Source organism: Saccharopolyspora tripterygii, from assembly GCF_054778355.1.
Genome location: NZ_BAAGZP010000033.1, coordinates 14,037 through 29,640 on the forward strand (window position 1 = coordinate 14,037; position 15,604 = coordinate 29,640).

General features: G+C 71.3%; 1 pseudogene. It reads right to left on the reverse strand.

What is annotated here, in order from left to right:
- Positions 1-92 precede the first annotated feature (92 nt).
- A pseudogene (locus ACYVF3_RS23855) lies at positions 93-15,518 on the reverse strand (SDR family NAD(P)-dependent oxidoreductase); the annotation flags it as partial.
- Positions 15,519-15,604: the final 86 nt, after the last annotated feature.

The window sequence follows — 15,604 nt, forward strand, 5'->3', positions numbered from 1 at the left end:
GTTTGACAACTCAAGAGGGACAAGCGCTCCCCGAGCCGGACGACAACGGGTGTCCGCGGTGCGCGCCCCACCGCGCACCGCGGACTTCCCGATCAGCCGTCGCCCAGTTCGTTGTCGAGCAAGGCGAACATCTCGTCGTCGGAGGCCGTGTCCAGGTCGACCTGGGCCTCGTCGGACGGGTTCTCGACCCGCAGGGACTCCCACCTCGACCGGAGCACCTCGAGTCGGCCGGCGACCTGCTTGTGGACCTCGTCGTCGATGTCGGCTCCGGTGAGCGCGTTCGCCAGCCGCTCCAGGTCGGCCAACATCGACGTGACCCCGGCTCCCTCGTCGGGGACGAGTTCGCCGAGCAGGAACCGCGCCAGCTCGTTCGGCGTGGGGTAGTCGAACACCAGCGTGGCGGGGAGCCGCGCGGCCACCGCCGCGCTGAGCCGGTTGCGGAACTCCACCGCTGTCAGCGAGTCGAAGCCCATCTCCTGGAACTGTCGACCGGGCTCGACCGCACCTTGATCGTCGTGGCCCAGCACTTCGGCGGCCTGCCGCTGGACGAGGTCGAGGACGATCTCGGCGCGTTCGGAGGCCGTGCGACCGGCGAGCCGCGCCGTCAGCGCCTCGGCCGTCGGCTCGGTGGCCGTCCGACGCGTGCGGCGCCGCACCAGGTTCCGCAGCAGCGGCGGCACCTCGCCGCGGGCCCTGATCGCAGCCAGGTCCAGCCGGACCGGCAGCACCACGGGCTCGTCGACGGCCAGGGCCGCGTCGAACAAGTTCAGCCCCTCGTCCACCGACAGCGGCGGCATGCCGGACTTGGCCATCCGCTCGGTCGCCACGTCCGCGGCCATCCCGGTCTGCTCCCACGTGCCCCACACCAGGGAGGTGCCCGGGAGTCCGAGAACCCGGCGCTTCTCGATCAGCGCGTCGAGGAACGCGTTGCCGGCTGCGTAGTTGCCCTGACCCGGGTTGCCGAACGTGCCCGCAATCGACGAGAACACGACGAACGCCGAGAGGTCCTCGGTGAGCTCGTGCAGGTTCCAGGCGGCGTCGACCTTCGGTCGCAGCACGGCGTCGAGGCGTTGCGCGGTCAGCGACTCGACAGGACCGTCGTCGAGCACGCCCGCGGTGTGCACGACGGCCGAGACCCGGTGCCGTTCCAGCAGATCGGCCAACGCCGCGCGGTCGGCGACGTCGCAGGCCGCCACGTCCGCCGTGGCGCCGAGCTCCGCCAGATCCGCGACCAGCTTCTCAGCACCGGTGGCGTCCCAGCCTCGGCGGCTGACCAGCAGCACGCGGCGGACGTCCTGCTCGGTGACCAGGTGACGAGCCACCAGCGCACCCAGACCACCGGTACCCCCGGTGATCAGGACCGTGCCCTCCGCGTTCCAAGCGGTGCCGCGCGAGGGGCCGACCCTCGCCAGGCGCGGTGCCAGCACGTCGCCGTCGCGGATGAGCAGCTGCGGCTCACCGGAGGCCAGCGCCCCGGCCAGCACCGCAGGGTCCACCTCCGCCGAGTCCACGTCGACCAGCAGGAACCGGCCGGGGTGCTCCGACTGAGCCGAGCGCACCAGGCCCCACACCGCGGCCCCGGCCACGTCGGCGCCCGACACCGCTCCCCTCGTCACGAACACCATGCGGGAGTCGGCGAGGCGCTCGTCGGCCAGCCATTCCCGCACCAAGTCGAGGGCGTGCGCGGCGAGGTCGTGCGTGGAGGTGACCACGTCGTCCACGGCTCCGGTGATCGGGACCAGCACCGCTTCGGCCTCGACGCTCGCTAGGTCCGGGTGCGCGGTGCCGGGCAGTCCGAGCAGGTCCGGGGTGAGCACGGCCCAGTCCGGTTCGGCGGCGTCGGTCGTGGTGACAGCGGTCCACTCCACGTCGAACAAGGAGTCCCGCGTCACCGCCTGGCCGACCAGCTCGGCCGATACCGGGCGCACGGCCAGGGAGTCCACCGTCGCGACCGGCGATCCGGTCGTGTCGGTCGTCCTGATGGTCATCGAGCCGTCCGCGGCCACCGACAGCCGCACCCGCAGTTCCGAAGCACCCGTGGCGTACAACGACACACCGTTCCAGGCGAACGGGACACCGGCCACGCCGTCGCCCTCGGCGAGGAACGCCGTGTGCAGGCACGCGTCCAGCAGCGCGGGGTGCAGCCCGAAACCGTCGGCGTCGATCCCGTCGGGCAGCGCCACCTCGGCGAAGAGCTCTCCGTCGCGTCGCCACGCGGCGCGCAGGCCCTGGAACACCGGGCCGTAGTCGAATCCGGCCTCGGCGAACCGCTCGTAGCAGTCCTCCAGGGGCACCGGCTCCCCGCTCGCGGGCGGCCACGCACCGTGGTCGACCGGTGCCGGGTCCTCTTCAGACGCGAGCACACCGGTGGCGTTCTCCGCCCACGGCGCGTCAGCATCACCGTCGAGGCGGGAGTGGACCGTGACGTTGCGGCGATCGGAATCGTCCGGAGCGCCGACCGAGACCTGCAGCTGGACCGCACCCTCCTCGGGCAGCACCAGCGGCGAGGCCAGCGTCAGCTCCTCGACCCGGCCGCAGCCGACCTCGTCACCCGCGCGCACCGCCAGTTCGACCAGCGCAGCGCCGGGAACCATGGCCTGACCCATGACGACGTGGTCGGCGATCCAGGGTTGCGAGCGCAGCGACAACCGGCTGGTGAACACGTACCCGTCCGAACCGGCCAATTCGACCGCCGCTCCCAGCAAGCGGTGCTCGACGGCCTGCAGACCCAGCCCCGAGGCGTCCCGGGACTGCGTGGTCGGCATCGGCCAGAACCGCTTGTGCTCGAAGGCGTAGGTGGGCAGGGACACGCGCCGAGCACCGGTTCCGGTGAACAGCGGCGCCCAGTCCACGTCGACCCCCGCCACGTGCAGCTGCGCCATCGCGGTGACCGCGGCGACCTCTTCGGCACCGTCCTTGCGCAGGATCGGGACCAGCACGGCGTCCTCCACGGACTCGGCCGCCATCGCGGTGAGGACCCCGTCGGGCCCCAGTTCCAGGAACGCGGTCACGCCCGCGTCGGCGAGGTCGGCGACGACATCGCCGAACCGCACGGCTTCGCGCACGTGCTGCACCCAGAACTCCGGCGAGCTCACATCACCGGAGACCACAACCGGCAGGCTCGGTGACTGGAACGTCAGCCCGCTGATGGCTTCGCGGAAGTCCTCCAGCACGGGGTCCATCAACGGCGAGTGGAAGGCGTGCGAGACCTGGAGGCGGGTCGACTTCCAGCGCGACGCCACCTCCGCCACGGCGGCTTCCTCGCCGGCCAGCACCACTGACGACGGGCCGTTCACCGCCGCGACCGAGACACCCTCGATCAGGTGCGGCAAGACCTCGGCCTCGCCGGCCCGCACCGCCACCATCGCGCCACCGGCGGGAAGCGACTGCATCAGGTTCGCCCTGGCCGTGACCAGCGCGCAGGCGTCGGGCAGCGAGAGCACGTCCGCGACGTGCGCGGCGGCGATCTCGCCGATCGAGTGCCCGGCGAGGTAATCCGGCCGCACACCGAAGGATTCGACCAACCGGAACAGCGCGACCTCGACCGCGAACAGCGCCGGCTGCGCGACACCGGTCTCGTTCAGGGCCTCGGCGTCGGCACCCCACATCACGTCGCGGATGACCGGGTCCAGGTGTTGCAGCACCTCGTCCAGAGCTTCGGCGAAGACCGGGAAGCGGCCGTAGAGCTCGCAGCCCATGCCGATGCGTTGCGAACCCTGCCCTGAGAACAGCATCGCCAGCGGCCGCTCGGCGGCAATGCCGCGCGCCGCCTCCACGACTCCCGTGTCCCCGTCGAGCAGCACCGCCCGGTGCTCGAACACCGACCGCGATTCGACCAGCGAGAACCCGATGTCGACCGCGGATTCCTCCTCGACGAAGGCGCGGATGCGCTCGACCTGCCCGGACAGCGCGCCATCGGACTTGGCCGACACCGGGAGCGGCACGACCCCGGGGAGGACCTGGGTGTCCTCCACCGGTTCGTCCACGGCCGGTGGCTGCTCCAGGATCAGGTGGGCGTTGGTGCCGCTGATGCCGAACGACGACACGGCCGCCCGGCGAGGACGGTCCACCTCCGGCCACTCGCTGGAGTCGGTCAGCAGTTCCACCGCACCGGACTCCCAATCGACCTGGGAAGTGACGGTGTCCGCGTGCAGAGTCCTGGGCAGGACGCCCCGCTGCATGGCGGTGATCATCTTGATCACGCCCGCGACACCGGCGGCCGCCTGGGTGTGCCCGATGTTGGACTTGATCGAGCCCAGCAGAAGCGGCTGCTCGCGGTCCTGACCGTAGGTGGCCAGCAGGGCCTGGGCCTCGATCGGGTCGCCGAGCGCGGTTCCCGTCCCGTGGCCCTCCACGACGTCGACGTCTGATGTGGACAGCCCGGCGCTGGCCAGGGACTGGCGGATGACTCGTTGCTGCGACGGGCCGTTGGGCGCGGTGAGACCGTTGGACGCACCGTCGGAGTTCACAGCCGAACCCCGCACGACCGCCAGGACCTCGTGCCCGTTGCGCCGAGCGTCGGACAGACGCTCCAGCACGACCACGCCTGCGCCTTCGGACCAGCCCACGCCGTCCGCCGAATCGGAGTAAGCCTTGCACCGGCCGTCGGAAGCGAGTCCGCGCTGCCGGGAGAACTCCACGAACGAACCCGGCGTGGACATCACGGTCACACCACCGGCCAGCGCCAACGAGCACTCACCGCTGCGCAACGCCTGCATCGCCCAGTGCATCGACACCAACGACGACGAGCACGCCGTGTCCACCGTCACCGCAGGCCCCTCGAAACCGAACGTGTAGGACACGCGACCGGACACGACGCTGGGCGAGTTCCCGGTTCCCTGGTGGCCTTCCGAGCTTCCGCCGAGGAGCCGGCTGTAGTCGCTGTACATCACGCCGGCGAACACGCCGGTGCGGCTGCCGCGCAACGAGACGGGATCCACTCCGGTCCGCTCCAGAGCCTCCCACACGGTCTCCAGCAGCAGGCGCTGCTGAGCATCGGTGGCCATCGCCTCCCGCGGCGACATCCCGAAGAACGCCGGATCGAAATCACCCGCATCATGCAGGAAACCACCATGCCGCGCGTACGAAGTCCCAGCACTACCCGGATCCGAATCGAACAACGAATCCAGATCCCAACCACGGTCCACCGGGAACTCCGAAATCGCATCCACACCACCGGACACCAACCGCCACAAGTCCTCCGGCGACGCGACCCCACCCGGATAGCGGCACGACATCCCCACCACGACCACCGGATCATCCGCCCTGCTCGCGAGGATCGGCACCGCAGCCGACGGCTCGTCCAGACCGCCGAAGAGCTCATCGCGCAGGTGCGAGGCCAGCGCGTGGGTCGTCGGGTAGTCGAAGACCAGCGTGGCGGGCAACCGCAGGCCGGTGACGGTTCCCAGCTGATTGCGCAGCTCGACCGCGGTCAGCGAGTCGAAGCCCAACTCCTGGAACGCCCGTGAAGGATCGATCGCGCTCGGATCGGCGTGCCCCAGCACCACGGCGACCTCGCCGCGCACCAGGTCGACGAGAGCCTGCAGCCGGTCGGCCGTGCCCGAGCCGCTCAGCTTGGCGACCAGCGACTCCGCGGTGCGCGTCTGCGCCAGCGACCGGCGAGACCGGGTCCGGACGAGTCCCCGCAACAGCGGCGGAACCTCCCCCGCGGAGCGCAGAGCCGCGAGGTCGAGTCGGACCGGCAGCACCACCGGACGCGCCGTGGACAAGGCGGAGTCGAACAGCTCCAGCCCTTCAGCAACCGACAGAGCAGGAATCCCGGGGCGTCCCGGCGCGGCCATGCCGGCCTGCTCCCAGGCGCCCCACACCAGCGACGCACCCGGCAGGCCCTGCGCCCGACGGTGCTCGATCAAGGAGTCCAGGAACGCGTTGCCCGCCGCGTAGTTGCCCTGCCCCGGAGTGCCGAACGTGCCCGCAGCGGAGGAGAACACGACGAACGCGGACAGGCTCTCGGTGAGCTCGTGGAGGTTCCAGGCCGCGTCCACCTTGGGGCGCAGCACCGCATCCACCCGCTCCGAGGTCAGCGACTCGACCACGCCGTCGTCGAGAACACCTGCCGCGTGCACCACGGCTCGGATCGCGTGTTGTTCCAGCAGGCTCGCCACGGCGTCGCGCTCGGCCACGTCGCAGGCGACGACGTCGACCCGGGCACCGAGTTCGGTCAGGTCAGCTGTCAGCGTACCCGCGCCCTCGGCGTCGAGACCGTGCCGACTCACCAGGACGAGTTGGCGAACGCCCTTGTCAGCGACCAGGTGACGAGCGATCTGGGCGCCCAGGCCACCGGTGCCACCGGTGATCAGGACCGGGCCGTCCACGGCCCAGTCCACCGGCTCGCCCTGCGGCGCGACGCGAGCCAGCCGGGCGGCCAGGACCTCACCGTCGCGGACCAGCAGCTGCGGTTCGTCGCTGTACAGCGCCCGCCGGATCACCGTCTCGTCCACCGGCCCGGAGTCGAGGTCCAACAGCACGAACCGGCCCGGGTGCTCCGACTGCGCCGAGCGCACCAGGCCCCACGCCGCGGCCGCGGCCACGTCGTCGCCCGGCACCGCACCCCGCGTCACGAACACCAGGCGCGACTCGGCGAAGCGGTCCTCGGACAGCCATTCGTGCAGCAGCCCGAGGGCGTGCGCGGCGAGGTCGTGGGCGGAGACCGCGGCGTTCGCAGTGCCCGTGATCGGCACGAGCACCACGTCGGCCTCGACATCGGCGAGGCTCCGGTGAGCGGTGCCGGGCAGCCCCAGCGAGTCCGGGCCGACCACGGCGCACTGCAGCGCAGCGGCCTCCGATGGTGCGGCCGCCGGGACCCACTCGACGCCGAACAGGGCGTCGCGGCCCAGGCCGCCGCCGAGCTGCTCGGGCGAGACCGGGCGGACGGCCAACGACCGCACCGAGGCGACCGGTGCACCGGTGGTGTCGGCCAGGTCGAGGGTCATCGTGCGGTCCGCGCCTCGGGACAGGCGCACTCGCAGTTCGGTGGCACCCGCGGCGTGCAGCGACACACCCGACCAGGAGAACGGCAGCCCGGCCGCGCCCTCGTCGTCGGCGAGGAAGGCGGCGTGCAGGCTCGCGTCCAGGAGCGCCGGGTGCAGCCCGAATCCGCTGGTCGCACTACCTTCGGGCAGCTCGATCTCGGCGAAGACCTCGGTACCGCTGCGCCAGGCGGCGCGCAGGCCCTGGAAGATCGGGCCGTAGTCGAACCCGGCGTCGGCGAGTCGGTCGTAGCAGCCCTCCAGCGCCACCGGTTCGGCGAGCGCGGGCGGCCACTCCCCCAGATCGGGTTCGTCGTGCTGGTCACCGGTGCAGAGGACGCCGGTGGCGTGCTCGGTCCACGCGGGGTCCGCAGCGTGGTCGGGCCGCGAGTGCATGGCGATCGGGCGGCTGCCGGACTCGTCGGCGGGGCCGACCGAGACCTGCAGCTGGAGCGCGGCCTCCGCCGGGAGCACCAGCGGGGACGCGGTGGTCAGCTCCTCGACCCGATCGCACCCGGCCTCGTCGGCCGCGCGGATGGCGAGTTCCACCAGTGCGGCACCGGGCACGATCACCTGGCCCATCACCACGTGCTCGGCGAGCCAGGGCTGCGAGCGCAGCGACAACCTGCTGGTGAACAGGAACCCGTCGGAGCCGGCCAGTTCCGAGCCTGCACCGAGCAGCGGGTGGCCCGTGGAGGTGAGGCCCAAGCCCGAGGCGTCGTGCGGCTGTGCTTCCGGTGTCGGCCAGAACCGCTTGTGCTCGAAGGCGTAGGTGGGCAGGTCGACACGGTGAGCGCCGGTTCCGCTGAACAACGGCCGCCAGTCGACGTCGATCCCGGTCGCGTGCAGGTGTGCGAACGCGGTGACAGCGTTGGCCTCTTCGCCGCGATCCTTGCGCAACATCGGCACCAGCAGCGCGTTCTCGACGGACTCGGCGGCCAGAGCGGAGAGGACCCCGTCGGGGCCGAGTTCGAGGAGCGCCGTCGCACCCGCGTCGGACAGGTCGGCCACGGCATCGGCGAACCGCACGGTTTCGCGCACGTGCTGCACCCAGAACTCGGGATCAGTCACGTCACCGCTCGTCGCGATCGGGATGCTCGGAACCTCGAACGACAGACCGCCGATCGCCTCCCGGAAGTCCTCCAACACCGGATCCATCAACGACGAGTGGAACGCGTGCGACACCTCCAGGCGCGTGGACTCCCACCGCGCAGCGACAGCAACGACCGGCTCTTCCTCGCCGGCCAGGACCACCGAGTTCGGACCGTTCACCGCGGCGATCGACACCCCGTCGGTCAGGTGCTCCCGCACCTCGGCCTCACCAGCCCGCACGGCCACCATCACGCCACCGGACGGCAGCGCCTGCATCAGCCGAGCCCGCGCACTGATCAACACGCACGCGTCCTCCAACGAGAACACCCCAGCCACATGCGCAGCCGCGATCTCACCGATCGAATGCCCCGCCAAGAAATCCGGCCGAACGCCGAAGGATTCGATCAGCCGGAACAACGCGACTTCGACGGCGAACAGGGCGGGCTGGGCGGACCCGGTCAGGTTCAACGCCTCCGCGTCCTGACCCCACATCACGTCCCGAACACCCGGATCCAGGTGCTCCAGCACGGCATCCAACGACTTCGCGAACACCGGGAAACGGCCGTAGAGCTCGCGGCCCATGCCGAGCCGCTGCGATCCCTGACCCGCGAACAGCACCGCCAACGAACCCTCAGCCGCAGAGCCCGAAGCGACCTCGGTCACACCCCCACCCTCGGCCAGCAGAACCTTGCGGTGCTCGAAGAGCGACCTCGATTCGACCAGCGAGAAACCGACGTCCACCGCGGAGGTGTCCTCGACGAACGAGCGGATCCGCGCGACCTGGCCGGCCAGCGCGCCCTCGGTCTTCGCCGACACGGGCAGCGGCACGACGCTCGGGTGCAGTTGCGCGGGCTCCGCCTGGGCAGCTCCGTCAGACGCCTGCTCCAGGATGACGTGCGCGTTGGTGCCGCTGATGCCGAACGAGGACACACCGGCTCGACGCGGACGACCGGTGTCCGGCCACTCGGCCGCGGCGCGGAGCAGCTCCAGCGAACCCGCTTCCCAGTCCACGTGCGACGACGGCACGTCCGCGTGCAACGTGCGAGGCAGAACACCGTGCTGCATGGCCGCGATCATCTTGATCACGCCCGCGACACCGGCCGCCGCCTGAGTGTGCCCGATGTTGGACTTGATCGAACCCAACAGCAACGGCCGCTCCCGGTCCTGACCATAGGTCGCCAGCAACGCCTGCGCCTCGATCGGATCACCCAGAGTCGTCCCGGTCCCGTGCGCCTCGACCACATCAACATCCGAAGTGGACAAACCAGCACTCGCCAAGGACTGACGAATCACCCGCTGCTGCGACGGACCATTCGGCGCCGTCAAACCATTCGACGCACCATCCGAATTCACCGCCGAACCCCGCAGGACCGCGAGCACGTCGTGCCCGTTCCGGCGGGCGTCCGACAGACGCTCCAACACCAGCAAACCCACACCCTCCGACCAGCCCACGCCGTCGGCGGCGTCGCCGAACGCCTTGCACCGGCCATCCGGGGCCAGGCCGCCTTGGCGCGAGAACTCCACGAACGAGCCGGGTGTCGACATCACGGTCACACCGCCCGCCAGCGCCAGCGAGCACTCCCCCTGCCGCAGCGACTGCGCCGCCAGGTGCATCGACACCAGCGACGACGAGCACGCCGTGTCCACCGTCATCGCCGGGCCCTCGAAACCGAAGGTGTAGGAGACGCGGCCGGAGACCACGCTGGCGGAGTTCCCGGTCCCCTGGTGTCCTTCCGACGCCCCGCTCAGCAGCTGGACGTAGTCGCTGTACATGACACCGGCGAACACACCGGTCTGGCTCCCGCGCAGTGACGTCGGGTCGATTCCGGCGCGTTCCAACGACTCCCACGCGACTTCCAGCAACAAGCGCTGCTGCGCGTCGGTCGCCAGGGCCTCGCGCGGCGACATCCCGAAGAACTCGGCGTCGAAATCGCCTGCTGCGCTGAGAAACCCGCCCGACCGAACGTAGGACGCGCCGGTGCGCTCCGGATCCTGATCGAACAGCACGTCGAGGTCCCAGCCGCGGTCGGTCGGGAACTCCGAGATCGCGTCGACACCGTCGGCCACTGAGCGCCACAGGTCCTCCGGCGAGGACACACCTCCCGGATAGCGGCAGGCCATCCCGACGACGACCACCGGATCGTCGGCGACCGAGGCCCGGGCGGGCAGCAGGGCCGACGTGCCCGCGTCGGATCCGACGAGCTCGTCACGCAGGTGCTCGGCGAGCACAGCGGTGTTCGGGTAGTCGAAGACCAGCGTGGCGGGCAGCCGCAGACCGGTCGTGGCACCGAGCCGGTTGCGCAGTTCGACCGCCGTCAGAGAGTCGAAACCCAAGTCCTGGAACGCCTTCGACGCGACGATCGCGTTCGCGTCGGCGTGCCCCAGCACCGCGGCGACCTCGCCGCGCACGAGATCCAGCAGGGCTTCCTGGCGTTCGGCATCGTTCAAGCCGCTCAGTCGGGTCGCCAGCGACTCCGCGGTGCGCGACGCCGCCCTGGGCATCCTGCTCCGGACGAGGGAGCGCAGCAGCGGAGGGACTTCACCCCGGGCCCGGATCGCCGCCAGGTCCAGGTGCACCGGCACCACCACCGGCCGTGCCGCGGACAGGGCGGAGTCGAACAGTTCCAGGCCTTCCGGCACCGACAGGGCCGGCATTCCCGAACGGCTCGCCGCCATGCCGGCCTGCTCCCACGCGCCCCACGCCAACGAAGCACCCGGCAGGCCCTGCGCCCGACGGTGCTCGATCAGGGCGTCGAGGAACGCGTTGCCCGCCGCGTAGTTCGCCTGCCCCGGGTTGCCGAAAATTCCTGCGGCCGAGGAGAACACCACGAACTCGGACAGGTTCTCGGTGAGGTCGTGGAGGTTCCACGCCGCGTCCACCTTCGGACGCAGGACGGCATCCACCCGCTCCGGGGTCAGCGATTCGACGACACCGTCGTCGAGCACGCCCGCGGTGTGCACCACCGCCGACACCCGCCGGTGCTCCAGCAGTTCGGCGACCGCGTGCCGATCGGCCACGTCGCAGGCCACCACGTCGACGTGGGCGCCCAGCTCGGTCAGCTCGGTCGTCAGCTCATCAGCGCCCGCTGCGGCCGAGCCGCGGCGGCTGACCAGCACCAGGTCTCGCACGCCCTGCTCGGCGACCAGGTGGCGAGCCACCTGCGCGCCCAGGCCGCCCGTGCCGCCGGTGATCAGCACCGAGCCGTCGGCCGCCCAGCCGTCCGGCTCGTCCTGCGGCGTCACGCGAGAGAGCCTCGCCGCCAGGACCTCGGTGCCCCGGACGAGCAGCTGCGGCTCCACCGATCCCAAAGCCCGTGCGATCGCCTCGGGTTCGGCCGAAACCGGGTCCAGGTCCAGCAGGCCGAAGAGGCCCGGGTGCTCGGACTGGGCGGACCGCACCAGTCCTCCGACGGCGGCGGCGGCCACGTCGTCACCGGACACCGCGCCTCGGGTGACGAACACCAAGCGGGATTCGGCGGGACGTTCCGCGCCCAGCCAGTCCTGCACCGCCGTCAGCGCGCGGGACACCGTCGCGTGGACGGATTCGGGGACGGAGCCGGGTTCGGGTGCGATCGGGACGAGCACCACGCCGCCGGTCACCGCGCTCAGATCGGATGCGGTGCCGACTTCGACGCCGGTCGCGCGCAGGGATTCCGCCAGCCCGTAGACGTCGGTGCCCAGCACGGTCGCCGGTTCGTCGAGCGTCTCCGCCGGAACCGGGTTCCAGTCGACGCCGAACAGGGACCGCCGCCCAGCGCTGGGCGCGTTCAGCTGCTCGCGGGACACCGGCCGCACGGTCAGCGTCTCGACGGAGGCCACCGGTACGCCGTCGGGATCGGCCATGGCGAGCCGCATCGAGCCGTCGTCGGCCTTGCGGAGCCGCACTCGCAGCTCCACCGCGTCCCAGGCGTGCAGCGACACGCCGGACCACGAGAACGGCAGCCCCGGCTCACCGTCGGCGACGACGGCGGCCGCGTGCAGGCACGCGTCGAACAGCGCCGGGTGCAGGTCGAATCCGTCGGACTGCACCTCCTCGGGCAGCGCGACCTCGGCGAAGGTGTCCTCACCTCGCCGCCAGACCGCGCGCAGCCCGCGGAAGACGGGGCCGTAGTCGAGCCCGGCGTCGGCGAGCCGGTCGTAGCAGTCGTCGAGCGCAACGGCGTCCGCGTCCGCGGGCGGCCAGGCGGTGGCGTCGAAGTCGGCCTCGCGGCCGTCGACGCCGAGCACGCCGCTGGCGCAGGGCGACCAGGGCTGGTCCTCACCGCCGTCGGACTGGGAGTAGACGTTGACCGAACGGCGTCCCGACTCATCGGTCGAGCCGACCCAGACCTGCACCCGGACGCCGCCGTTGTCGGGCAGGACCAGCGGCGAGACCAGGGTCAGCTCTTCGACACCGGGGCACCCGACTTCGTCACCGGCGCGGGCGACCATCTCGACCAGCGCCGCGCCCGGCACGACCGGGCTGCCCATGACCACGTGATCGGCCAGCCACGGGTGGGACTGCAACGACAGCCGGCTCGTGAACAGGGCTCCGTCGCCCTCGGCCAGCTCCACCGCTGATCCCAGCAACGGGTGTTCGGTCGAGAGCAGACCGAGGCCCCGCGAGCTGTCGTGGCGGACGGCGAGCGCGGGCCAGAACCACTCGTGCTGGAAGGGGTAGGTGGGCAGGTCGATCCGGCGGGCACCGGTCCCCTCGAACAACGACGACCAGGCCACGTCGACACCTGCCGCGTGCAGGCGGACCAGGGCGGTGACCGCTGATTCCTCCTCGCCGCGTTCCTTGCGCAGGAGCGGGACCAGCACGGTCTCGTCGGGCGATCCGACGTTCTGGACGGACTCGGCCGCCATGCCGGAGAGGACGCCGTCGGGCCCGAGCTCCAGGAATGCCGTGGTGCCCGCGCCCACCATGTCGGCGACGGCGTCGGCGAACCGAACGGGTTCGCGCACGTGCTGCGACCAGTGCTCGGGCGAGGTCACATCACCCGAGGTCACGACGGGAATCGTCGGCGGGTGGAAGGTCAGGCCGCTGACGACCTCGTGGAACTCGTCGAGCATGGGGTCCATGTGCGCCGAGTGGAAGGCGTGCGAGACGGCCAGCCGGGTCGACTTCCACCGCGACGCCACCTCCAGCACCGCGGCTTCGTCGCCGGAGAGCACGACCGAGTTCGGGCCGTTGACCGCGGCGATGGACACCCCGTCGATCACGTGCGGCAGTACTTCGGCCTCACCGGCCTGCACCGCGACCATCGCGCCGCCGGTGGGCAGCGCCTGCATCAGGCGCGCCCGCGCGCTCACGAGCGTGCAGGCGTCGGGCAGCGAGAGCACGTCGGCCACGTGCGCGGCGGCGATCTCGCCGATCGAGTGTCCGGCCAGGTGGTCTGGGCGCACCCCCAACCACTCCACGAGCCGGAACAGCGCGACCTCGACGGCGAACAGCGCCAGCTGCGCGTTGCCGGTCCGGTTCAGCGCTTCGGCGTCCTGGCCCCACATCACCCCCCGCACCTCGGGGTCGAAGTGGGCGAGCACGGTGTCGAGGGCGTCGGCGAAGACCGGGAACCGGGCGTGGAGTTCGCGGCCCATGCCTAGCCGTTGCGATCCCTGGCCGGTGAACAGCACCGCCACCGATCGCGGCTGAGCGAGACCGCGCGCGGCCGGGACCAGGCCGTCGTCGGTGGCGACGAGTGCCGCTCGGTGCTCGAACCGGGAACGCGAGGTGGCCAGCGAGTAGGCGATGTCGAGCGGGGAGCTCTCGGCCGAGCGGAGGCGTGCGATCTGGTCGTCCAGGGCCGTTTCGGACTTCGCGGAGAGCAGCCACGGTACCGCTGCGGGAACCACCTGCGGTTGGTCGGCGGGCTGCTCGACCGCAGGACCCTGTTCCAGGATCACGTGCGCGTTCGTGCCGCTGACGCCGAAGGCCGAGATGCCGGCCCGGTGCGGGCGGTCAGCCTGCGGCCACTCGGCAGCGCTGGTCAGGAGTTCGACCGTTCCGGCTTCCCAGTCCACGTGGGAGGACGGGGTGTCGGCGTGGAGGGTCGGCGGCAGTTGGCCGTGCTGCATGGCGGCGATCATCTTGATCAGACCCGCGACACCGGCCGCCGCCTGGGTGTGCCCGATGTTGGACTTGATCGAACCCAACAGCAACGGCCGCTCGCGGTCCTGACCGTAGGTCGCCAGCAGTGCTTGAGCCTCGATCGGATCACCCAGAGTCGTCCCGGTCCCGTGCGCCTCGACCACATCGACGTCCGAAGTGGACAGGCCAGCACTCGCCAAGGACTGACGAATCACCCGCTGCTGCGACGGACCATTCGGCGCCGTCAAACCATTCGACGCACCATCCGAATTCACCGCCGAACCCCGCACCACCGCCAAAACCTCATGCCCGTTGCGCCGAGCATCCGACAGACGCTCCAACACCAACAGACCCACACCCTCCGACCAGCCGACACCGTCAGCCGACTCGCCGAACGCCCGGCACCGCCCGTCCGGCGAGAGACCGCGCTGGCGGGAGAAGCCGATGAACGCGCTGGGTGTGGACATGACGGTGACGCCACCGGCGAGCGCCAGCGAGCACTCCCCCTGGCGCAGGGACTGGGCGGCCAAGTGGGTGGCGACGAGCGACGACGAGCACGCCGTGTCGACCGTGACCGCAGGTCCCTCGAAGCCGAACGTGTAGGAGACGCGGCCGGAGACCACGCTTGAGCCCCCGGTCGCCTGGTAGCCCTCGGCGTCGCCCGCGAGGAGCTGGGCGTAGTCGTTGTACATCACCCCGGCGAACACACCGGTCTGGCTGCCGCGCAACGAGACCGGGTCGATTCCGGAACGCTCCAACGACTCCCACGCGACTTCCAGAAGCAGGCGCTGCTGGGCGTCGGTCGCCAGGGCTTCGCGCGGGGACATCCCGAAGAACGCGGGGTCGAACTCGCCCGCGTCGTGCAGGAATCCGCCTGAGCGCACGTAGGAGGTGCCGACGTGATCCGGGTCGGGGTCGAACAACGCGTCCATGTCCCAGCCGCGGTTGTCGGGGAACTCCGAGATCGCGTCCACCCCGTCGGACACCAACCGCCACAGGTCCTCCGGCGACGACACGCCACCCGGGTAGCGGCACGCCATGCCGACGATGACCACCGGGTCGTCGACGGTGCTCGCGAGCGCGGGCAGGGACTGCGCAGGATCGGCCGCCCCGCCGAACAGCTCGTCGTTGAGGTGCGCTGCGAGCGCGTGGGTCGTGGGGTGGTCGAAGACCAGGGTGGCGGGCAGCCGCAGGCCGCTCGTGGCGGCGAGCCGGTTGCGCAGCTCGACCGCGGTCAGCGAGTCGAAACCCAGGTCCTGGAAGGCCCGGGACGGGTCGATCGCGCTCGGGTCGGCATGTCCCAGCACCGCGGTGACCTCGCCGCGCACCAGTTCCAGCAAGGCGTCCTGCCGTTCCGGCGCCCCCAACCCGGCGAGGCTGGTGACCAGGGATTCTGCGGCACGCGAACCGGCCAGCGACCGGCGAGCCCGCGTCCGGACCAGCCCGCGCAGCA